The sequence below is a fragment of the Ruminococcus sp. MCC718 genome, from assembly GCF_018783905.1.
GTDB lineage: Bacteria > Bacillota > Clostridia > Lachnospirales > Lachnospiraceae > Hominisplanchenecus > Hominisplanchenecus faecis.
Map to the genome: position 1 here is coordinate 98333 of NZ_WQNP01000164.1, position 23293 is coordinate 121625.

Annotated in this window: 14 protein-coding genes; 1 reads left to right on the forward strand and 13 read right to left on the reverse strand. The window is 37.8% G+C overall.

What is annotated here, in order from left to right; translation table 11 throughout:
• Nucleotide 1 precedes the first annotated feature (1 nt).
• The 12 genes from GPK60_RS13455 to GPK60_RS13510 form a co-directional block, all read right to left on the reverse strand.
• Nucleotides 2-709 (reverse strand): Wzz/FepE/Etk N-terminal domain-containing protein, encoded by a 708-nt coding sequence (locus GPK60_RS13455; RefSeq protein WP_215660669.1) that lies wholly within the window; start codon nt 707-709, stop codon nt 2-4.
• A gap of 323 nt (nt 710-1032) precedes the next feature.
• Complete coding sequence (locus GPK60_RS13460; protein ID WP_346727792.1) at nt 1033-1656, reverse strand: zinc-ribbon domain-containing protein; 624 nt, start codon at nt 1654-1656, stop codon at nt 1033-1035.
• A 26-nt stretch (nt 1657-1682) separates the two neighbouring features.
• Nucleotides 1683-2831 (reverse strand): hypothetical protein, encoded by a 1149-nt coding sequence (locus GPK60_RS13465; RefSeq protein ID WP_215660675.1) that lies wholly within the window; start codon nt 2829-2831, stop codon nt 1683-1685.
• 13 nt (nt 2832-2844) lie between these two features.
• Nucleotides 2845-3351, reverse strand: a complete 507-nt coding sequence (locus GPK60_RS13470; protein ID WP_215660677.1) for a hypothetical protein — start codon at nt 3349-3351, stop codon at nt 2845-2847.
• A gap of 84 nt (nt 3352-3435) precedes the next feature.
• Nucleotides 3436-5343 (reverse strand): hypothetical protein, encoded by a 1908-nt coding sequence (locus GPK60_RS13475; RefSeq protein ID WP_215660680.1) that lies wholly within the window; start codon nt 5341-5343, stop codon nt 3436-3438.
• Nucleotides 5344-5396: 53 nt separating this feature from the next.
• Nucleotides 5397-9326 (reverse strand): hypothetical protein, encoded by a 3930-nt coding sequence (locus tag GPK60_RS13480; protein ID WP_215660683.1) that lies wholly within the window; start codon nt 9324-9326, stop codon nt 5397-5399.
• On the reverse strand, nt 9327-9803 hold the full coding sequence (locus GPK60_RS13485; RefSeq protein ID WP_215660685.1) for a hypothetical protein: 477 nt from the start codon (nt 9801-9803) through the stop codon (nt 9327-9329). It abuts the gene before it with no gap.
• Between the two features lie 25 nt (nt 9804-9828).
• Nucleotides 9829-13389 carry an FtsK/SpoIIIE domain-containing protein gene (locus GPK60_RS13490; RefSeq protein WP_215660688.1) on the reverse strand — a complete coding sequence of 1187 codons (3561 nt, stop codon included), beginning with the start codon at nt 13387-13389 and terminating at the stop codon, nt 9829-9831.
• A 26-nt stretch (nt 13390-13415) separates the two neighbouring features.
• Nucleotides 13416-14480 carry a hypothetical protein gene (locus GPK60_RS13495; protein WP_215660689.1) on the reverse strand — a complete coding sequence of 355 codons (1065 nt, stop codon included), beginning with the start codon at nt 14478-14480 and terminating at the stop codon, nt 13416-13418.
• Nucleotides 14477-15001, reverse strand: a complete 525-nt coding sequence (locus GPK60_RS13500) for a hypothetical protein (RefSeq protein WP_215660692.1) — start codon at nt 14999-15001, stop codon at nt 14477-14479. The genes GPK60_RS13495 and GPK60_RS13500 overlap by 4 nt, the downstream gene beginning before the upstream one ends.
• On the reverse strand, nt 14994-15809 hold the full coding sequence (locus GPK60_RS13505; protein ID WP_215660694.1) for a prolipoprotein diacylglyceryl transferase family protein: 816 nt from the start codon (nt 15807-15809) through the stop codon (nt 14994-14996). Before GPK60_RS13505 ends, GPK60_RS13500 begins: the two co-directional genes overlap by 8 nt.
• Before the next feature lie 153 nt (nt 15810-15962).
• Complete coding sequence (locus GPK60_RS13510) at nt 15963-17414, reverse strand: helix-turn-helix domain-containing protein (protein WP_215660696.1); 1452 nt, start codon at nt 17412-17414, stop codon at nt 15963-15965.
• Nucleotides 17415-17564: 150 nt separating this feature from the next.
• Between GPK60_RS13510 and GPK60_RS13515 the strand changes: the two genes are divergently transcribed.
• Nucleotides 17565-17864, forward strand: a complete 300-nt coding sequence (locus tag GPK60_RS13515; protein ID WP_173866334.1) for a helix-turn-helix transcriptional regulator — start codon at nt 17565-17567, stop codon at nt 17862-17864.
• 90 nt (nt 17865-17954) lie between these two features.
• Here the strand turns inward: GPK60_RS13515 and GPK60_RS13520 are convergent, their stop codons facing one another.
• A complete protein-coding gene (locus tag GPK60_RS13520) occupies nt 17955-22856 on the reverse strand; it encodes a glycoside hydrolase family 3 C-terminal domain-containing protein (protein WP_215660699.1) in 4902 nt (1633 codons plus the stop codon).
• Nucleotides 22857-23293: the final 437 nt, after the last annotated feature.

A 23293-nucleotide genomic window follows, 5' to 3' on the forward strand; every position in this document is an offset into this window, starting at 1 on the left:
TCTATTTTTCCTCCGCATCAGGAACGATTCCAAGAACAGGCATTCCCAGTTTTTCCTCTATATCAATATCATCGATGATATAGTCATTCAAAAAGACTCTCACCACAACAATGCCTGTATAAATCAGTAATCCCAACATTCCGCTCACAACTGTATTCTGTACAATATCCGGTGATACCGGTTTCTCATTTGCTTCAACCTGGCTTATGACTTTGCAGGAGCCTGCTTCTACTGCATCTGTGATAATATCCGGTGCAGTTGCGGAAATATCCTCAACAATCTTCATAGCCAATGTTCTGTCACTGTTTCGCACTGATATTTTCATAACCTGGGTGCTGTTCACTGCATTTACCGAAACCTGACGGTATAATTCCCCATATGTCATATCTAATTTTAGATTATCAATCACTTTATTCAGTACTGTGTTACTCTTTATAATAATGGCATAGGTATCTACAAGATTTTTTGCGGAGGATATGCTGTCATTTGTAACACTTCTCAGTGCACCTGTCTGTGTATTTACAATCATATTGATCGAAGCATCATATTTCGGTGTCATCAGAAAGCTTGATGCTCCCCACCCAAATGCTGCCGTCAAAACAGTCACAATCAGGATTCTCCCTGCTCTTTCTCTCAAAGCCATCAATAATTCTATAAAATCAATTCCATATCGATCCCTTTGTTTATATTTTTCCGTTACACTATTCATCTTTCTATGAATTCCTTTCTGTAAATATCCATAAGCAAAGCTTTTTCTTTTCCTATTTTAGCTTAGTTCCTTATGCCTGTATATACTATTACATATATTACTAAAAATGTTACACTTTCATTTTATGTTTTCTTTTTTTCTGAAACATCGCCTGTATCCATTTTACTTTTTCTTTGGTTCTTATCTCAAGATGTGTCAGATTTTAAGTCAATGTTTTCTCTGTATAAAAAAATCCTCTACGAAACAGATTTTTCATTCTGTCTCGTAAAGGATTTTTCTGATTATCAACATAAACATACAGTTAAATCTTTCATTTTCTACATCTAATCATCGTAATACCTGATTGTTCTTACAGAACCGTCCTCGTCCATAATAACCTCACTTTCACCTCCTAACATATAAATTTTCACTCTACCCAGAAGTGAAATTGTTAAACTATAATCACAAGTACCTTTCTCATAAATTTCGTTTTCTCTCCATTTTAAACTTTTTGATTCCGTCATATACGACTGATAATTACCTTCTGTATATTCTATCGTATTTTCATCAACTACTTTTATAATCATGCGATCACATGAATCTCCTACCACAAATGCCGACTTATCCACACTTTCATAAGTATGCCCAATCATATTTTTCTGTACATTGATTAAAAGTTGTTCATTCTTTTTATTTCTATCTAATGCAAACAATAATGCTACACAACAGACAATACCAAATACCATTACTCCTATTATCGACTTAATCCGTTTTTTTTGTGTCTCTTTGATACTTTTTCTGATTTTCTGATCTTGTTCCGCATTAAATTCTTGTGAAGCCGCATTATTTTCCTCCCAATAATCATTAAACAATTCTGTATTTTTATCAGACTGAGTAATTGGCTGACCACACTTTGGACAAAAGATCTCTTTGCTTTCCAGCTCTGTTCCGCAAACGGGACATCTCATTTTTATCACCTCACATTTATAAAATTTTAGTATACTGTAAATGTTCCTTCATATTTTTGCGTACTTCCGACAATAATATAATATTTGTACAGACCTTTTTTCCATTTTCCAGGAGTCGAAAAACCAACCCATTCCCAAAAACTTACTGTATCCTCTTCCAATATTTCCAAAAAGTGATCATCCACGCTAATTGTATTATCTTCTAAGTAAACAATAGTTAAGCATACTCGAATATTCATTTTTCTGTTCAGAGGCTCAAGCAAAAAAACAAAATAAACAGCTTCAAGTGTTTTTGCATCAAATACCATTTGGTAATTATTCTTATCTTTCTCAAGCATCCCAGACCATTTTGATGAAACCAATTTTATATCATTTATTCTAGGTCCTATTTGATCCAACTTACCTTCATACATGCGAAAGTTCTGATTAAAAGCAATCTTTCCATCAATTTCTACAACCCATTTATAAACAGAATCAGAATAACATGTATATCTGTTATTTCCCCAGCCACCTGTTAAAAACCAGGTAGTAGCAGAATCAATTTCATATTCATTGTTCATAATTTCTGAAACATAAGTATCACCCTTAAAAATCTGTGATCGAACTTTTATATGTTTTTTTCCATGAACAGGTCTGATAAATACCTTTGCCCGAAGATAATCCACGTCTCCAGCAGTAAACTTTAATCCTTCATAATTTCCAGATATAAAAACAATATGATCTACAATAACCTCTTCGTCTGTATACAAAGATGATGTATCCGACAAATTGCTGATTTTTTCTATGCTATGCAAGTCTGATGCAGTCATTACATCTTTTATGTGAGATTTTTCTTTTGTAAATCGATCTGTATAACCATTCTCTGTCATTTTTTCAAGATTCTTTAATGCATCTTCATTATTACTATTCTGCGATAACAGTAAATCATAATACAATCCATTTAGTATATAATTATTTTCATCCATATGTTCTTTTAGTTCAGAAAGCACATTTTCTTTTTCCGATTCAGTACCCAATCCCCAGAAACGCATGGTTAATAAATATGGATATACCTCTTCCAGGTAATCTATGCCACAAAAACGCTGATATAATTCTTCATAATCATCATCCGAAAGATCTTGTCTTTCATATAACGTTACTAACTCTTCATAAAGATATTTATCAAAAGCATCCATTTCCCGCCCTCCTTTATTTCATAAAATCAATTTGCTTTTTTAAGCGAAGACTCGTTATCTCAAATTCACCGCTTGCATAATTAAAATCCAATAAAGTTTCTGAAATAAGTATTCGATAAGTTGAACGAAGTTTTTCTCCTATGATGTCTGTATCTTCAATAAGTGCATAAAAAGTTTCTCTTAAAAATCCCGCAATCATCTGGTAATCCTTACCTTTAACAGATTCAATTGCAAGTCCAAAACCTGTAGACGAATAAATCTTCAAAGCAACTTCCGCTGAAATTGTTTCATATCTGTCTAATGATGTTATTACCATATATTTCTGGCTCTTCTCATAATCTGTAATTTCTTCAAGCAATATTTCCAACTCATCATTTGAGGCAGATTCTTTTACTTCTTCAAGAATCAATGTATATAAAAATTGCAACCGCTTTACATACCTCTCATGATATTCGTTATAATCATTTTCTAAAACATCGTATGCTATTTTTTCAATCATTTCACAAAATAATTCTTCCATAAATAACTCTTCCCATCATTCATTAGCAAATATTTTTTCTTTTGATAAATATTTATGTTTGAAGAAACGCATCCAATTATTTCTTCAATTCCATCTTCGTATTCCCACTATTTTTACCGGTATATTATATCCAGCTTCACGAGCTGCAAGTATTCTATGTCGTCCATTAGTCTCAAATTCATAATATCCATGGCTTTGAATAACCTTAGGAATATTTGATGGTTCAAAATATATATTTACGCACTTTTCAAGAGAATGATTTTCTCTTATCTCATCCAATGATAAGCCCGTTTGTAATAAATTTTCAACTTCTGGAATATGCGATGCAATTTCCAAAAATGATTCTCTGCTTCCTCCAGATTCATGCTGACTCCAAAAAATCGAGCTATTCGCCACTTCTGTCTTTCCTAAATGAATTCCCTCGATATTGTCAGGTGAAACTGTCTTAATAATTTCGTTCTTTCCTAGACTTTCATATATCGACTTCTCCGAATTATAATAATCATCAATGAATTGATCGTAATTAGTTCCTTTTACAAAAAAGTCTGATCCATTCTTTATAGGTTCCAAATCAAAATTTTCAAATTGCTCTTGCCTAGAAGCAGTGTTATCAGTAGCAGCATCATTATAGACATCCGCAATAATTTGATTTACTGATTTCGCTGTTTCAGATTTTTCTGTTAAATTATCTTTAATATTTCTGATAAAATATTCAAAAAACTTATGTGCACGATTTCTTATTCTTGAAGCAATCACCTTCATCCTCTTTTCAGAGACAATACGACTACTCTTATTCTCAGAAATGTCCGGATATGCTGCCTTATAAAGTGCCTGCCATTCTCGATCTTTAGAGTATACGGAAAAATCACTTTTCTCATAGTTATGTTCCTGCATATAACGATTCAATTTTTGTTGTTCCGGAGTCAGGATTCCAGATTCATATTCCACAGAATCTTTACCATAAGGTTTATATCCCCATTCTTGCCCGGCACCTATATATTGACCATTCTGATAATTTTCCGGGTTAATCCAATCTGCAAAAGTATGCTTTCGATTTCCTTCAGAATGTATTGTTTCTTCCGGCACTTCAGACACACCAAAATTCTTTTCCATAGTCAGTGATTCCTGACTGCTGTTATATGTATTAACATTTTGAGGAGATGTTTTTGCTGAAACATGATCCATAAAAGAACCGCTGGTATATTCATTCGCATTTTGTCCAGAAACAAAATTTTGGATTGTTTTTGCCTGAAATGTTCCCTTTCCTGAACGATAGCCACCTATGGCAGCCGGCGTAACCAACTGGCTTTGATTTGTGCTAAATCTGCTCGCTGATGAAGAGAATGATCTTCCATCCGAATACCCACTGGTAAATGCCGCTAAAGATCCCGATTCTGTATTTATACTTCCGGAAACACCTCCAGCTTTTCTCGGAGCTGAATAACCGCCTCCAGAAGCAGTTCCAGATCCCCCTCCACTGACCGAACCTCCCAGTATTCCTGCTGCCTGTGACAGTGATGAAAAGCTACTTTGCAATGAGCTCTGTAATCTGGCTGCTGCGGCAGCATAGGCTCCATAGGCATTGCTAACAGAACCGATATTAGCCGACGTTTTTCTTGCACGCTCTTGAATCTCAAATAATGTCTGTGCTTTTTCTTCCTCAACTGCTTTCAGTTCAGCTTTTTTAGCATCCAATTCTTTTTCTGTAGAATGTAGTTCCTGCTCTTTCCTCATCAGTCTGGCTTCTTTTAACTCTTTTTTTCCTTCTAAGGCTGCAATAAGCCCATAATTCGGTTCTCCGTCTTCATCCGTATCTTCATAAGCAGCAGCAATTTCAGCTTCTAAATGAGAAATTTCATGACTCACGGAACTTACTTCATCCGATAACTCTGAAATTTCTATATTAAGGTTTTCAATCAGGCCTTTAGTAGATAATTCGTGACTTCGTATTCCTTCTGCTATTCCAACGAATTCTCTTGATCTAACTGCCATATTAACCCCTTTCTATGCGAAACTGTACACATTTATTTTTAATCTGTTTGCATCTATTTCTCACAAATTTTAAACAATTGCAGCATTCTCTTAGCAAGTTTGCTCCACTCTTCCTTTGTTGTTTCTGGTGTCCTCTTATCGGATACCAGACTATTCATTATAGCATTACAATAAACCCAATTATTTTTTGAATATTTAAACAATACCGGAAGTACAATTTTTCCAATATTAATAACATCTTCCAAAAATCGACTATAATGTTGAACTAATATATACTGAAATTTATAAGAATTTATACCCATAGAATAATATTTTCTAAATAATAAATTATAATTTTTGCATAGCTCTGTAAAAAATTCCATATCAATATTAGATTCATTTACATTTCCCAGCTTTTGGATTCTCAGTCGATGAAAATAATCAAATTGCCCACTTAATTCCAGCATGACAATGATATTACAGTTACACCATATCTCATCATAATGACGATCCGAAGACAATATTGCTTCTGCGTCCCTGTTGCGATAATCAACTATTTTCCTGAACTCAACCAACATATCTTTGGTTGCTTTCAGAAAAGTAGAACGTTCCATGCCGTGAATTCCACTAAAGCTTCTAAAAATTCCTAAAATGTAATCTGCTAATGCCTTATATATCACAGTATATTTTTTTGCCATCTGATTATATCGCCAAAAATCTGCCACAAATTCTTCGCACACTTTTTTGATATTTTCTTCTATTTCATCTTTATTTTCAAGAATTTTTCTTATTTTTTTACAATATATGTCTTTTTGTGCACTTATTTGATTGCAAATATAGTTTCCTGCTTCCACAAGTGTTTTATCATAGTCCGGATGATTTTCTAACAATGCCGGATTCCCCTGCATTTTTATATCAACATAATATTCTATATCATCAATAACATCCTTTGTTTCTTCTAATAAAATAGATTTCAGCTGTGGGATATCATTCAGATAACCTATTATGTCAAAGAGTGATAAAAAGTGTCTTATTGTATGCATATACATGTCGTTCGAATAAATATAATATTTACCGGATAATGTCATATATGCATAATATTGATTATCAAATTCCCAGCACAACTTTTTTAGTTCTCTGCTAAGTACACCTCTGAACTCTTTTTTTATTTCTTCATAAGCAAACTTAATCTCCGCAATATGCTTTTTCGTTTTTGCAATATCTTCTTTTTCAGAAAGACCTTCTAATTTGCTTTTCAAAATTTCCAAATTATTTACTTCATTAATGAGTGCTGCATTTTTTCTGCTGATTTTGTTTTTTAATATTTTCGCCTGATTTCCAAGCAAATCAAACTCTATTTTGATTTTTTCTTCCATAATTTCAGCACTTCTTTTTAGCAGAACTCTATACGTTGCATTATCCTTCAAATGTTCAAACAGCTCATCGTTTGTTGGTGCCTTTTTTGCTTCTGAACTGAGTTTTTTCTCCCATTCAGAAACTCTCATTTTGTAAGGTTTCAAAAGATTTTCATAAAAGATAAGAGCCTGCCCTGTCGCAAAAATCCCTTGTTCTTCTAACTGATCTGCTGAAGCAGACATAGTGCTTCCCAACAACCCTCTGTCATCCTGTGCTGTAATTCTGTGACCTAATTTGAGACCTGTATTTTTTAAAACTTCCGGTGCCATTGCCGTAGGTAACTGATCAGCTATTACAATACCTTCATTTAAGGCACGAACTTCTGCCAGCATTTTTACCAGATACTTGGTTGCTGAAATTTTAGGATCTACCGAGCCTCCTACCGGACTTTCTGTCGTTGGTCCAACCAGATTATGTGCTTCTTCATAAAAAATGATGTGTTCTATTTCTGGTTTTAGCACTGTGTCCTCTGAAATATTTTTTAACTTTTCTGCTGGTATGCTGGCTCTCAGATGTTTATCTCGCTCCTTTTCCAAAACTCTGGCTTCCGCACTTGTTTTCTTGATTTTCAAAACTTCACGGATCAAAGTCGAAATCAAGAGAGACATAAAGTTTGCTGGTCCTTCACCAAGTGCTTCAAGCTCTATAATCGCCGGACAATTGAGCCAATCTTCCGGTTTCAGACTTGATTCCCGAACATTATATACATTACCAATTTCACGACGTAAAAGGCTTCCTATTCTCACTTCCATAACAGAACGGATATTAGCTTTCGATTCTCCCTCGTATCCTGATTCTTCCACAGCAACTTTTAATGAATCATACAGCTCCTGCATAGTTGGATATTCTTTTCTTCCACTATTTCTTTCGTTTATATTCCATCCTTTGTCAAGATAAACTTTTTCAATACAAGCATCAATCAAAAAAGGTGATGGCGGTATCAATTCAAAGGCACCCGCAAAAACTGCATTTAAATTTGCAATATGCTCCGCAAGCGTTAATCCTACTGGGAACTGAAAAGGATTGATATGTAATGGGAAATAAGTATCTGCACCCGGAGAAAAAACACAGAGTTCTTCCATACCACTGATCATAGCCAATGCTCGATATTCCTGCTTCGCTGGTTCCAGCACAAGAAATGGAATTTTCTGATATGTATCTCGCCACAGTGTAGTAACCAAATATTCCATCGTGTTTGTTTTTCCTGAACCTGGTACACCTGCAATAAATGCATGCTTTTTAAAAAGTTTTATCGGAAAAACAACATCATACCCCATTGAACTGACACCAAGTGAAATGGCTTCATGTACTTCACCCGTTTTTTCGTCTATCTCCAATTCTCCAGAAAATTGCGTAGGATCTGTTTCTTTTTGACATTCTATGGATTCTCCAGGATACAGAATCGGAAAAGAAAACATTGGTCGTATCTCTTCAAGCGTATATAATGAAAGAAATGGGGCAACATAATTTCCATTCTCTTTCTGTGCATGCAAAATCTCTGCATCACCTTCATACATACTGAAACCATTTTCAGAACACATTGTTTCTATCAGATAAGTTCCTGATTCTACCGCTTCTGCTGCCACACTATCTGCAAGCATAACTGCAACGTCATTTGAATCAGCAAACGCAACCACATTTGTTAAAAATTGTGGAAACTTCATCAAATTATTAAGATATTTATCCCAAGATCTTATAATATTTTCGCTATTATCATCTTTGCCCTGTACTCGGTCAGATATTCTGCGTCGCGTTTCTGTATAAGGAAGTCTTTGACGTATTGCCTGAGTATGTTCAACCGGAAAAATATCAATTCGAAGCACTGCACTTTTATTATATCCTTCCATTAATTTCAGTACATTATAAAGCCTGCCATTTTCACACGGTTCCCATTCCATAATAGAATAGAGATTGACTTCTCCAGCCTCATCTGTATTCAAACGATTTTGTGCCGGAAGTGAGTAATCTTTTTTTGTCAAAAATGCACCATAGGTAAACTTCTTTTCCAGTTCGATCTTCCCTTGTTCATCAATCGGCATTTTATTAAAACTTAATATAACATCTGCATCAGAAGCTATTTCACATACTACATGAGAACGTCTGCCTTCTGAAATCTCTTTTCTTGCATTATTGATGTTTTCGACACCGGTTTTTCCCAAAGCATATTCTTTCATATCACCAGAGATATTTTTTAATTTTAGAATAGTAGTTGTATTACCATCAGATAAGACCTTTTCTTCAATTTTAAAATCCCTGGCAATTTCATAACAATAAAAATCATAGTAAGTGCTCAAAACAGACGTTGTCAAAAATTCTCTAATTCCGTTTAAATCCTTTTTATCCTTTGCAGTCGCATAGAAAATAACAGACAGATGATGCCCTTTGGGAATGTTTTCATTTGGATTATAATAATACAATAAATGAAAATATACATGTGAAGTATATCCCAGCCTATGCAGCTGTCGCAAAAACACAGCATGCTTGTCCATAATATTTTCAACACTTGAACCGTCAAAAACACTGTATTTTGTCAAAGTCAGGTCTGGTAATTTATTTATAGAAAAACATAAATAATACAACTGCTCCATTTAGAAGACCCCCTCCAAGGCATCCGCAATCTGGTCTACCTCTGACTGCAATTCATCCTTTACCTGATCACTTCTCTCAGCAATTTCACGAAATTCCTGTCCACTTCTCTGTAAATCACCGGATAACTTATCTCCAACTTCTGAATAATCTCCTTCTGCTCCTGAAGCCGTTTCTGCATCCTGCTCTTCCGTTTCCGCAAATTCATTTGACTGCTCAGTCACTTCTTTTAAGGACTCTCCAATTTCGCGTGCTGGTTCTCTTGCTTCACTTTCAGCCTGCTGCTCAGCAATCCCTGCCATTTCATCTCTCGCTTCATCAATAGCTTCTCTGTCATCATCATCAACACCTTCTATTGATATTGCATTTTCAGATGTTTCTGCTTCTTCTAATTTCTGTCTTGCGATTTCTTTTGTTTCGTTTCCTTTTCCCTCATTTTCCTCAATTTTACTTGTTTGTTCTAACTTTACAGATCCCATTCTGATATCCTCCTGTTATCTATTGTCACAATATTTCTCTATTTCCCATCTTATTGTCCTTCAGTTTCTCACTGATGTCCTCTAACCATGTTTCATCTGGTTCCTGATACGGTCTGAACTTCTGGTTATCTCTTGCTTTGTTATAATAAATTGCACTATTTTCATTCATCAAAGCAGTGTCATTGGCATAAACTGATCTTGAATACTCTTCGTTTGTCATGTCAAAAGCTATTTTTAAATTGAAATATGACATAATATTATTATCATCACGTTCAAGCAAACTGAAACTATCCTGCCAAAGTATTACATGAATACCCTGCTGTGCACCATTCTTTACAAGATTATGGAACATTTCTTTTGGTGAAAGTCTCGGCTGATCCGATCTATTGGACATAATGTTAAACAAGCTGTCAATATCATCACTCTGAGAAAGTTTTATTTCTGATTTTAATTCTTCTGCACGTTGATATCCAAAAACAAAGAAAAATTTTTCTGTTTCATCAGCAACATTAGCTTTATTATTTAAATCATCATACAGTCCTGACAAAACTTCCTGTACTGCTTTTTCTTCACCACAATGGATATAGCGGACATATTCCGGAAGCAGTTCTTTTGCAATTATTTTCGGTATATCCTTAAAATACCCATCTTCAAGTGGTTTGCTGTTCAGTAAATAAATAAATGGTTTATCCGGTGCTTTTTTATTTTTAACCCAATAATTAATGCAAATACTCAAAATAGCAAAGGCAAACATATTTCTTGCTTTCTCCGTATTATTCCCCAGCATCAATAAGTTTGCATTCTCATTTCGTCCCAGTTCCATACTCATCATATTTTGAGTTACGCTAAGAGATTCGCCGATATAAAGTCGTCCAAGAACTGGACACTTATTTGCTTTATACTCAGTGAACTGGTTGAAAATACTATATTTGTTATCTTCAATATTAGACAGCAAAATACGTGTAGGTTGCTCCGGATCCGCATAAGCAGCTGTATCTTTACTGATTTTCTGAAGCATACCTCTGTGTTTTTCAGGGGCAATATATGCAACTCTAAAATGACTGTTATACTCTTTATTACCAGCTTCTGAATTATAAACTGCACGTCCCGGATCATCGATTGAAATCTGGTCAATTTCAGTACTTCCATTGTCTAACAATAAATTAGCATCTGTTTTGGAACACTTAAGTACAATACGAACTGCCATTTGATCAAATACAGCTCTATTAACACCAGTAATATTAGAATAACTTTGTGAAGCTAAAATCAAATGAATGCCAAATGCTCGGCCCTGTCGAACAATTCTTTCCAAAATAACTGCTGACTTCTTCGCAAATTCATCATTAGCACTGGAAAAAAGCTCATGAAATTCATCCATAATAACCAATATGCGGGGCATTTTTTTTAACTTAGGATATTCTTTTAAACTACGATATTCTTCTATCCTGTCTACGTGATTCTTCTTAAACAAGTCTGCACGTATTTTCTGTTCACGTTCCAATGCACATAAAATATTATAGCCAAATTCACGTTCACTCTCGATAGCTATAACTTTGAACGACGGAAGTTCAAAATCAGCGTAAATTTTAAACTCAACACCCCTTTTAAAATCTACAAGATACAAAGAAAGTTCGTCCGGTGAATATTGCTGCAACGCTCCAAGAATAATTGTGTGCAATAAGCTTGACTTACCTGAACCGGCAACACCTGCAATCAGAGCATGATGACTTCCTCCCACACCCAAGGTTAAATATTGTATCTCTTTAGCACCACGTACACCTATCGGTATGTTGATTCCATCTTTTGTTGTGTGCGTAATTTCCTCCTGACTCACTTCATCAATTACTTTATCAATTCCTATAACTACTTTATCTGCATTTTTGATACTTTTCTTTAAAATATCAATAATCTGATTCATCTGATCTGTACTTGGTAAGCGAAGACTCTCCCAAAGCAATGGTTTGCCTTTTACTTTTTCTCCTGCATAAAAAATCTGTTTGCCTTCTTTATCAAAATTAAATTCCTGAACATCTGTTTCAATATTAGCAATTAAAGGATAGGAACGCTCCGAGAATTTCTGATATTGACTTTCATTCCAATATATAATTGTAAAGACACCGCATTTCGGTCCAGATGTGATAATTTGCTTAAGTAATTTTAACGATTGATCTGTCATACCTGCCGGAAAATCCATAATCATTAAAACCTGATATGCTTCTGCATTCTGTTCCGCTTCAATATTATATTCATATATATTCTCATATTTTCCCTGTAAACATCTTTGCGTAACATTAGAAATATGATCTGTCATTATTTTTAATTTTTGCTCAATATCTGCCGGTGTTGACCAAATCTTTCCATTGATCACTTCACTTGTCCTGTCATTTACATCTACCAAACGAGTAAACATAGCAAAACTTGCTCCCAGTGCAACCGGATCAGCAAAAGTAAAATTGACTTTCCCCGGTGGTAACATCATAAATAAACGCATTCCCAAATCACATGCATTTTTTACAGCATCTTCGCGTTTTTCTGCCTCAAACTTAAATAGATAATTAAACTCAGGTCCAAAAGAAACGCAATAAGGAATACACAGTTTATTATCTCGATGCAAAAAGAAATAATATCTGTCCAGGAAATCTTTGGTATAATCACTTAATCCAAGCGGAGAAATATCATACTCTAAAGTACTGATATGTATATTTTTAGGCATTTCCTTATAACATTTATAATTTGCAAATGAAGGTTCCATTGAATACAAACGATTATATTCTTCTGCAAATTTTTGCGGTGGATATTCCTCAAAAAATGCATTGGCAAGCTCTCTGAGACGTTGTTTCATTCCATCAAGTCTGTATTTTTTTTCTTTATCCGTTTCTGCACTACTTGTCTGATTTTGTTCTACATATTTACTTACTAAGTTGTCTAAAAATTCCATCTGAGATGTCCATTCTGCATAGTTTGTTTTTTGAACATCCTGAGTAATCTCTCTATATCTTGTATGTAACACCTCGCTATTTTGAATTAGATGACCTCGCAAAGCATTGATTTCTTCACTTAACATTAATTCTGCTGTGCGACAGGTATTAAAAAAAGAAGCACACTCATTTGCAATCTCTTTTTTTCTCGATCCTTTCAATGTTATATTCAGATTATATAACATACCTGTAAAATCAACTTTTCCTTGAAGAATATCATCAACATTCATCTGCACCTGTTGTTTTGAGCTTTCCCGATTAGCTACATAAAGCTCTTTATTTTCAATACTTCTTTCAGAACTGGAAATTAATGCCAAAGCTTCTTTACACTCTTGTAATCTACGAAACAACCCATCTTTTTCTCTGACATCGTTATCCAGTACTTTGCTTATTCTATTTTGAAAATCTGACACCAAAAACTGTGTGTTTGACGAATAATTTTTCACCTGTTTTTCTGCTAAAGCACGAACCTGCTCCCATTCCACTTTTTCATTTTCTTCACGTTCCTCAATAAGACAAGAAGTTGCATGCATTGCAGAACGATTATTATTATCAAAAATATTTAAATCTTTTAAAAACTTAACAAATAATTGTGAAGTATATTCCATTGTTACACCTCCTGTTAATAAATATCTCACAGATTATCTAATTCTGTACTATCTTTCCACTCCCGAACGCTCATAGCTCTTTCTATTCCAACTTTTTTTAAAATTTTATTACAACACGCTTCTCCCAAAAGACCAAAAGCATCGGAAAAATCATATTCTTCAACCGAACAAATAACCTTTTCATGTCTTTCTTCAATCTCGGTAATTTCATCTATTGTCTGCTGAACTTGATCTTCATAGTATTTCAATGAAGTAAGTTCTTCTTTTATTAACTGTATCTGACCATTACGCTCATTTACAAGATTCTGAAACGCTTTAATCCACGGATGCTGTTTCTTTATAGTTGCCAGAGCAACTTCTGCCTGTTCCGCCTGCCATAAAACACTTCCTATTTTAATCTGATACTTAGAAAAATCTTCTTCCGTACATTCCTCAAGCCTGTACACTTCTTCTTTTATAGAACCAGATGTATATGCAGACTGTTCAAGCGTTTTTTTATGCTCTTCCAGAAGTAAACGGCAGTCTGTTTCTAAAACATAAAGGGAGTCTTCTTCCTCTTCAAGTTTTTTATACATCGAAAACAATTTCTTTTTTCTTGTCTCTATTTGGTTTTGCATAGTCTCTTTTATCTGCAAAATATCTGTTTTTAATTTACATCTGTTTTTATGATTTAAAATTTCCATTTTAAATAGTTTCTTCATCGCTATTATCGTATTCTGAATATCAAGATACATACTATACTCTGCTCCTTCTGAGAAAGCCAATGCATTACACATATCCGGATCATTTTCACAATCAAAACCTTTTTTCATTAATTCCAGTTCTGACGTACAATGTTTTTTAGCCAGGAGTCTAAGAAAAAAAATCCCTGACTGTTTCGGCATCCATTCAACAACTATATTTGAAATTGAAAATGCTTCATCAAACTTTTTATCTTCGATAAGATCTTCCACTTTCGCATATTCCTGAATAACATTTTCATGAATCTCTATCTTTTTAATTTCACTGAATTCTGTACTATTTCCACAATGAAAACACACCTTTGATTTACAAAGATATTTTCCACATTTAGAACATTTTACAATTTTCATGCCAAACCACCACCATTCTGCATTTCTTCCGATATCTCTTCTACTATAATATTGACTTGTCCTTGCTTTTCAGCAACTTTTGTTAATTCATTCATAATCTCTGTTGCCTGATTTTCTAACTGATACTTTGTTGACACCAATGGTTGAATTGCTGCTCGTTTACTCGTGCAGATATTATTCACACTCAAAGCTTTTTGTTTTATTTCACCTGCCCATTTTACTCTCTGTATACGAGCTTCTTCTGAATTGGCTGCTTTAATTCTGGCTGCCTCGATATCTCTCTCTTGCTTTGCTTTATACATCCCATAAAACAGACCTAACACTGCTCCACCGACAACACAAATCAGAAACAGACCTAACGTTCCTGACCAATCAAAAACCATCTCTTTGTCACAATCGCAAGTCAAAATAGCCCATCCAAAATTGAAAAATTCAATTATAAAACCTATCACAAACAAACATACTGCTCCTGCTGCTCCTGCTGCTGCTCCTTTTAGTGTATATATTATCGTTTTAGTCATTACAATCCTCCTTCTTTTTCCTTTGAAATCTTTTTTTCTCAAGTAATAATTTTATGATTAAAGCTACCCAAATTAACACGGATATACTTTGGCTAAATGAAACACCACATATAATTCCTCTTCTGAAATCCCCTCTCAAAAATTCAAGAAAAAATCTGGCCAAACTATATAAAGCTAAATATCTGAACAATATTTTTTTGTTTTTCCATTCATTATTTTTTAATAAAGTCAATAAATATATGAATATCAAAACTTCAACAGCCGCCTCAACAATCTGGACTGGAAAACGTAAATTTACATCTCTACTATTTTCAATCGTCGTGATGTATCTGACAGCCATTATCCCCTTATAAATCCTTCCATAACAACATCCTGACAAAAAACAACCCATTCGTGCAATGGAATGAAATAATGGAACACAAACTGCTAATATATTTAATGCTTGCATATCCAAATTACAATATTTGGATTTCAAGCATATGGTATAGGTAACAAGCAGTCCGCATAATCCTCCATAAAACACAATTCCCGTATCAAAAATGCTTTTTAATGTTATGTTTTGATTCATTCCAATGCTTCTATATATGCCAGTCATAAAGCCAAACAATTTTGCCCCTATAGCCATACCGCAAATAGAAATAAACAATATTTTTACGCTCTGTGTAATATCATAATTTTTAGATAATATAAGTGTCATATAAACACAAGTTGTCAAGACAAATCCTATAATGGCACAGAAAAAATACGCTGGTATTCCTAACACACAAAAGCCAATCGTATTAACTGTTAGCAGACTAATCACCTCCATTATTTTCTTTATTTTGACTTTCTGAGTTTTATTTTATCGTTTTTTCAAATATCCTCTCAATATGTGTCAACTTTTGTAGTCAACTTTTTTCTTAAATATTGCAATAAAAAACCCGGCTCTCGCCGGGCATTTTTTCTTTTATTCTTCTTTCCGTCATTCTGCTTTCCACCCCTGATTATTCATCTCTTCTTCCACGATATTTTCTGCCTCCTCGAAGCTATAGAACATTTCTTCATCGAGGTTCTCGCAGAAGTCATAAAATGCCTCCAGCATTCCGGTTTCCTGGATCTGGAGGTTGACCATCTGGTCGGTTGCAAGCGGCAGCCGCAGGGTGCCTGTTTTTGGTGTGATGTAGAGATAAACGGGCGTTTCGGTGTTGCCGATGCTGTTTTTCAGGATGCGAAGTCTGGTCGCACGCTCCGGGGCGAGCAGGGCTTTGACGATCTGGATACGGTCCGAAGCGGACGGGATTTCGTAGAGTCCATCCGGGATTTCCGGGATTCTGCCGTTTTGGAGGAATCTGAGGATACCTTCCATGCTGCATATATAGATCATTTTCTGTTTTGCCAGCTGTCTTGTATAATCCTGGAGTTGGACGAGGAAGATCTCTCTGCCCGGCAGGTCCTTGCGGACGTATTTCTGAAGGATTTCTTTTGTCAGAACCGGCATAAAGCATGGTTCCATCTGCAGGCTGTATCCTGTGGAGCGTTCGGAGAAGGTGGCACTTAGAAATGCCATCTGTTCTGCGGCATGATTGGCAGAATCTGCAAGGCTGGCAAAACGGCTGGCATGACTGTGGCAGTTTTCGAAAATTTCAGAGAGCATCTTCAGCATTTCCGGCTCTTTGGTGAGGTATCCTTTTTTTAGATCTGCGGTCAGTATACAGGCATACCCGGAGGTCAGTACCATATATGGAAACAGTGCAAACATCTGATTCTGCCCCGGTATATAACCGTAATAGTACCAGGTCTGGTATTCGTAATTATAATGATAGAGCGGCAGAATATTTTTCAGGCAGGTCAGGTTGTAATTTTTATCTTTTCCTGTGGCTTTGTTTGTGTCATCCAGGCAGAATATATGATCCACCCGTGTCTGTATGCCGCTGTTGCTGCACATGGCAAGGATACTCGCCAGGAAGTCTGTCTCCGGCTGGAGCAGCATGCGGATATGTCCTTCAGACTGGTGTGTCTCATCCGCAGTCATATACATCAGGGCAGAACGGACGGCGTGACGTCCTTCTAACAGCATAAAGGTTTTGTCTTCCATTTCAAATCCCTGTTCTGCACGGATCGGCTGCAGAGCAAAATCGAGTTCTCGTCCGGCATCGACTTCTGTCAAAAATTCCAGAACCGCTTTTCGACGATAGTAGATATCGTAACCGACAATACTGATCTGATAGGCTTCGTAAAGTTTTGTTTTCTCCAGGGGTGTCAGATGCATATATCCGGCCACTTTTTCGACAAATTCTTTGCCCGGCGGATTGCGTTTGCCGTTGATGATTTTATACATATTTCCCCGGTCATAGCCGCAATACTGGGCAAGGCGATAGGTCTGTATTTTTTTCTGTTTCATATATTCGGATAACAATTGTGAAAATATACTCATAACTTTCTCCCATTCTGTCTGTTTTTCTTTCAATGTAAATCTCCATGTCTTATTATGTAAAATCCTGTCGAATTTGTCAACTATTCCAATACTTTTAACACCAATTAAATACTACGCCTATAGTATTATGAACACAAAAGGGGGATTGATATGGTGGACTTTGGCAACACTTTGAAGTCACTGCGTCTGCAGAAAAACATGACCCAGGCACAGCTGTCACAGAAGCTTGGGCTGACAAAATCCGTCATCAGTGCTTATGAAACAGGATTACGTCTGCCTTCTTATGATGTTCTGATTCACATTTCCAAAATTTTTAACGTCTCAACAGATTATCTGCTTGGCGTAGAACAAAAACAGAATGTTGATTTCTCCGGACTGACGGAAGATGAAATTTCAGCTATTTTACATTTGATCAAAGTCATGAAACGCAATCGGAGCGGTGTAACTTAATGCTACACCGCTCCGTTTTTATCGAAATGTCAGAATCTGTGATCTGTGGCATCTCTTTTTGTAATTCATTTTTGCAGGTTCTTCATCCGCTTAGAAGGATGCAACTTTTTCTGCTGCATACTGAAGGATCAGAACTGCATCGTTTGTATCCGCCACGTCGTCTCCGTTTACATCTGCGGCTGCTGCTGCATCTGCATCGAGGCTTGTAATTTCTGCACTTGCTGCCAGAAGTGCTACACTGTCGGCTGTTGTTACTTCACCATCGTTGTCTACGTCGCCCAGAAGTCTTGCATCTGCCACTTTGCGTGTCAGTGCACGAACTGCTGCGTCTACATCATCCTGAAGAGCGTCTGTGTTGTCGTATACTGTCTGTGCTTCTGCTGCCGCTGCATCCAGTCCGTCGATGGTTGCTGCTACATAAGCGTCTGCGTTTCCAAGTACTTCATTTGCTTTGTCAAGGATTGCTTTCAGAGCTGCTTTGTTAGCTTTCATCTGCAGATTCAGGATTGCATTGATCAGATCTGCATATGCGGTTCCGATCTCTGCTTCTGTTCTGTTCGGATTTGCTATAACATCTTCTGCTTTCTTGATCGCTGCTTTGAGGTCTTTCAGGGAATCGCTTGTGTAATTGCCGTCCAGAAGTTTCTTTGCGGATTCAATCAGATTAACCAGAGATTTCACATCTGCTTTGTCTGCTACTTTGTTCAGTTCTGCAAGGATTGCTTCTGCTGCTGCATCTACTGCTGTCTGATCTGCATCTTTATCTTCCAGAACTGCTTTTCCGCTTTCCAGTGCTGCTTTCAGAGCTGCAATGTCTTCATAATTTTCCGGATGTGCCAGGATCTTTTCTGCTTCTTCTACTGCAACTTCCAGATGAAGTTTCTGTACGCCATACTCTAATTTGGAGTATGCTGCTACCAGCTCTTCCATTGCTGCGTTGATCTGTGTGCGTGTTGCATTCTGATCTGCTGCTACTGCTTTGGCTGCTGCCAGTGCACTCTGTACTGCTGCCCAGCTGTCTGCTGTGTAGTCTTCTGCGTTCAGTGCGTTTACTTTTGCGATGACTTTTTCAAGTCCTCTGTTTGTTTTTGATTTTGTGGAGATCCACTGCCAGATAGTTACTTCTTCGCCGTCGATGTTTTCTTTACACTCGTTGTTCAGAGTGTAGAGCCATGACCAGTGTCCGTTGTACTGATACGGTGTGCCGTCTGCTCTCTTGTAGAGACCTGTGGTGTCGTGTACATCGTCAAACAGTGAGAAGTGGATATCGCTTCCGCCTGCTTCTGTCAGTCTCTCGTAAGCCTTCGGTGAGTAGTTACCGTTGGATACGAAATTGCCGTCTTCATCAATGGTACCGATTTTTACGGTCGGGTCATTCTTTGCATGTGTGAACCAGATCGGCATATCTTTGATAGATTCTACCATTTCGTCTGTCAGTGCATCGTTTGTGTAAGCTTCGCATACCGGATATGCTGCTGCAAAGTATTTCGGATAATGTACGATCATGTTCATGGTCATAAATCCGCCGTTTGAGCATCCGCCGATGTATACGCGGCTTGCATCGATATCAGAGTTGCTGTTTACATAAGCTTTGATCAGTTCCATCAGAGCTGCTGTGTATTTGGAGGTTCCATCGCTTGTATACTGTCCGGAACCATCATCCATCCACATCGTCGGGCACTGTGCTGCCAGAACGTATGCTCCGCCGTCAAAGTACTGCTGTACAGTATCGGTTGCCAGGTTGACTACTTTGTTTCCTAACAGTGCTACACGTGGATCTGTTCCGCCTTCGCCTGCCCCATGCAGCCAGATGATCAGAGCATTTTTCTTGCCGTCATTCTTAGCTGCTTCCGGTGTATAGGAAGCGTATGTCAGAGCGATCTGACCAAATTTTTCATCGTTGTAGCTGAATTTACCGTCAAGATCAAAGTCATCACAGATCCGTGTGGTGTCTGCTGCAAATTTATTTGCTGCAAAATTTACGCTGCTGCCGTCTGCTGCTTTGAGTTCTTTATTTAAGGTTACTTCATATGCAGTGTCTACATACTCATTGTGGCCGCTTCCGAAGAAGTTGTAGTTGAACGGAGATCCGATGGACAGATCCGGTCCTACTTCCAGTTCCAGAGTAATGTAATTGCCCGTTGCTGCTTTGTTTCCGTTTGCATCGGATACATAAGCTGCGGTTACGTTACGTGTTCCTCTGGATGGTCCAAGAAGGAATCCGCTGAGTGCTTTTCTTGTTACGTTTACTTCAAATGCAGATGCGTCAATATTTCCGCTCATTGCTTTGCCGACATTTACAACAACCTTGGAGATTGCCGGACCCCAGTCATAACCTTCGGTGATCGTGGAGTATGTTGTGGACGGAACAACGTCATCTTTTTCATAGGAAGTGATCGTCTGCAGTGCGTCTGCATACAGTTCGTTCAGTGATTTTGCTTCCAGGTCGTTTGCGTTTGCAAATTCGATGGAATTCATAATAAAGTTACAGATGTTGATGGCTGCTTTCTGAAGGTCACCAAGAGAGATAACCTGTGTAGATTCTACGCCGTCATCCATGCTCACTTTATAAGTAACAGTTGTCACACCACGGCTGTTTGTTGTAACAGATGTGATATAACCCTGTTCTTTCAGTTCTGCAACTTTTTCGTTCAGTTCTACGCCTTTTGCTACGGTTGTGGAGATTTCCAGATTGCCGTTCAGATCCAGTTTGTATCCGCCAAAGTTCGGAACCATCTTAGAAACTGTGATCGGATTTCCGCTTGCATCAACATCCTGAATGCTTCTCTCTTCCAGTTCTACATAACCATCGCTTGTCCATGCCGGCTCATTGATAAAGCCTTTCATGATCTGAGAGTAGCCTTTGCCCGGGCAAACAAGGTCGTTGCCTGCGTGCATTTCGTACATCGGTACAGACTGTCCGCCGCCCCAGTCTGTCATGATCATGCCTTTGAATCCCCATTCGTCTCTTGCAAATGCGGTACAAAGATCATAGTCATCCGCTGCCGGTCTTCCGTTATTCTGGTTGTAGGAGGTCATAATCGCCATCGGCCATGCAGTTGCATACTGATAATAGTCGGTATCATCCTGTTTATAGTGCTGTGTAATACGAAGACCTGCAGGTCCGTCAGACAGGTTTACAGGTACAAACCCTTTTTCATCGTTTTTCCAGGTTGCTCCTGCAACGCCCTGTACGGTCTTGTCACTGGAATGTCCGTTTACCAGGTTTGCCAACTCATAGAGGCTTAAACCGGATACGAACTGCTCAAGACTGATCTTACCGTCGTAAACATCTTTCAGTGTATTCTTGCTGTAGTCACCGTCAAATTTCTTAACGTGCTCCTGATAAGTTACGCTGTAGTCGGTGTTGTTTGCGTTTGCTTTTTCTACACGGGAAACAGTTCCTGTTGCTCCGTCTTCATTCTTGGCAAACAGATATTTTTCTTCGGTTGTATCGGAAGTGTAAACCGTTACGTCTTCGTTCTCTTTGATGATCTCCGGTGCTTTGTAGCCTGTAAAATCCACTTCAATCGTCTTTGCTGCCGCGATCTCATTTGCTTCGCCATCGTATGTGATCGATGTTGCACCTTCGGTTGTCATCGGCTCCAGGGTCGGATATTTATCACTGTTTTCGATGTTGTCGTTTTCTGTTACCGGAACCATCAGGTTGCTGTACTGCTCGGTGATCGTGTCTTCTGCGACATTGAGTTTCGCTGCTACGTGTGTATTTCTGGAAGAATTACCGACACGGATAATGTAATCGCCATCTTCCATCACGTAAGCTGCTTTGTCGGTATCGTAAGATCCCATTTCTTTCGTATCAAAACTGATCGTAAGGATCTGAGACTCGCCCGGTGCCAGTTCGTCTGTCTTGGCGTAGCCGGCCAGTTCCTGATATGGCTTGTCCAGTTCACCGTCCGGAGCTGAGAAATAAACTTCTGCTACTTCTTTACCGGATACGGTACCAGTATTTTTTACCTTAACCTGTACGGTTACTTTATCTTTGTCTGCTTTTACCGATTTTGTTGACATCGCAAAACTTGTGTAAGATCCACCGTAACCAAACGGATAAGAGACATCCACACCAAACGTATCATAATAACGATATCCTACGAAAATATCATCGTTATATAATTCCTGAGCGGTGTTGCCGTCCTGGTTTGCAAATCCTTCACTCGATGGGTTGTCATCGAAATTCACCGGCCAGGTGTCGGTCAGTTTACCGGATGGATTTACGGTTCCGTTCAATACTTCTACCAACGCATCTCCGCCTGTCATACCGGCCTGAGACATCAGAAGCATGGAATCCAGACCATCAATCTTATCAAAAAACTTTGTATCAATGATTCCGCCTACGTTCAGGACAACAACAACATTTTCAAAGTTCTGTCCCAGCAGCTTTAAGTTCGCCTCTTCATCGTCGGATAAGAGGTAATCACCTTTTCCTGCGGAACGGTCAGAACCTTCACCGGAGTTACGTGCGATCACGTAAATAGCGGTGTCTGTTTTTTCTGCTGCTGCTTTGATCTGATCTACGGCACCTTCGGTCTGCTCATAAATCGGTTCATTTACCCATTTGTAGCTCCAGCCCTGGCTTGTTCCGCCGCCATTTGCCGTCCATCTTTCATGCATCTGATTTACAAAGTCAATATCAACGATATCATAGCCTGCATTTTCAAAGCCCTGCTGTACGGTAACGTTATCACGCTGGTTTACTGCACCGGAACCGGTACCGCCTTTGATGGTATTGTATACGCCCTGACCAAAAAGTGCGATCTTGGTTCCTTTTTCTTTGGAGATCGGCAGGGAATTGTTCTTGTTTTCCAGAAGGACCATACCCTGTGCTGCAATGTTTTTCGCCGCTGTTTTATGTTCGATCTCTCGGTCACTGATTTCCGGGTTCGTTGTTGCTGCCAGTGCACTTGTGCTGCCGGTAAGTACCATTGCAAGCGACACTGCGACTGCCATCACGCGTTTTGAAGTTCTCTTCATATATGCCGTGCCTCCTTTTTATATTCACTTATTTCATGATGCCAGGGTCAAAAGGTCTAAATCCACATGAGCTTGCTCATAGGTGGATGAAAGACCTTGGGACCCGCCCCGATATGAGCATAAAAGTGGGATGATAATCCCACGATATGCGAATACTGGGGAGGATTGTGGGAGTGCAACGCACGGAACAATCCGTAGGCATCATAGTTGGGGACTTTTGACATACACAGGATAACGTGATCCTCCTTCCTTCTGTTATGCTGTGCTTCAGACAGTGTCAAATCTGCCTTTCTGTTAACATGCCCTTGTAATTATATATTTTATACAAGTTTTTTGTGGGTTTCCATGTAATATTATACGTTTTGCTTGCATTTTTTTATGATATCCACATTTTCTACTGAAATGCCTGGTTTTTTACACAAACAGGCTTCCGATGA

Bases quoted from the DNA above. Each gene is read 5' to 3' on its own strand.
- GPK60_RS13495 (WP_215660689.1), bottom strand. From the start codon at position 14,480: ATGAAAATTGTAAAATGTTCTAAATGTGGAAAATATCTTTGTAAATCA.
- GPK60_RS13500 (WP_215660692.1), bottom strand. From the start codon at position 15,001: ATGACTAAAACGATAATATATACACTAAAAGGAGCAGCAGCAGGAGCA.
- GPK60_RS13470 (WP_215660677.1), bottom strand. From the start codon at position 3,351: ATGGAAGAATTATTTTGTGAAATGATTGAAAAAATAGCATACGATGTT.
- GPK60_RS13520 (WP_215660699.1), bottom strand. From the start codon at position 22,856: ATGAAGAGAACTTCAAAACGCGTGATGGCAGTCGCAGTGTCGCTTGCA.
- GPK60_RS13480 (WP_215660683.1), bottom strand. From the start codon at position 9,326: ATGGAGCAGTTGTATTATTTATGTTTTTCTATAAATAAATTACCAGAC.
- GPK60_RS13465 (WP_215660675.1), bottom strand. From the start codon at position 2,831: ATGGATGCTTTTGATAAATATCTTTATGAAGAGTTAGTAACGTTATAT.
- GPK60_RS13510 (WP_215660696.1), bottom strand. From the start codon at position 17,414: ATGAGTATATTTTCACAATTGTTATCCGAATATATGAAACAGAAAAAA.
- GPK60_RS13455 (WP_215660669.1), bottom strand. From the start codon at position 709: ATGAATAGTGTAACGGAAAAATATAAACAAAGGGATCGATATGGAATT.
- GPK60_RS13475 (WP_215660680.1), bottom strand. From the start codon at position 5,343: ATGGCAGTTAGATCAAGAGAATTCGTTGGAATAGCAGAAGGAATACGA.
- GPK60_RS13460 (WP_346727792.1), bottom strand. From the start codon at position 1,656: ATGAGATGTCCCGTTTGCGGAACAGAGCTGGAAAGCAAAGAGATCTTT.
- GPK60_RS13505 (WP_215660694.1), bottom strand. From the start codon at position 15,809: ATGGAGGTGATTAGTCTGCTAACAGTTAATACGATTGGCTTTTGTGTG.
- GPK60_RS13490 (WP_215660688.1), bottom strand. From the start codon at position 13,389: ATGGAATATACTTCACAATTATTTGTTAAGTTTTTAAAAGATTTAAAT.
- GPK60_RS13485 (WP_215660685.1), bottom strand. From the start codon at position 9,803: ATGGGATCTGTAAAGTTAGAACAAACAAGTAAAATTGAGGAAAATGAG.
- GPK60_RS13515 (WP_173866334.1), top strand. From the start codon at position 17,565: ATGGTGGACTTTGGCAACACTTTGAAGTCACTGCGTCTGCAGAAAAAC.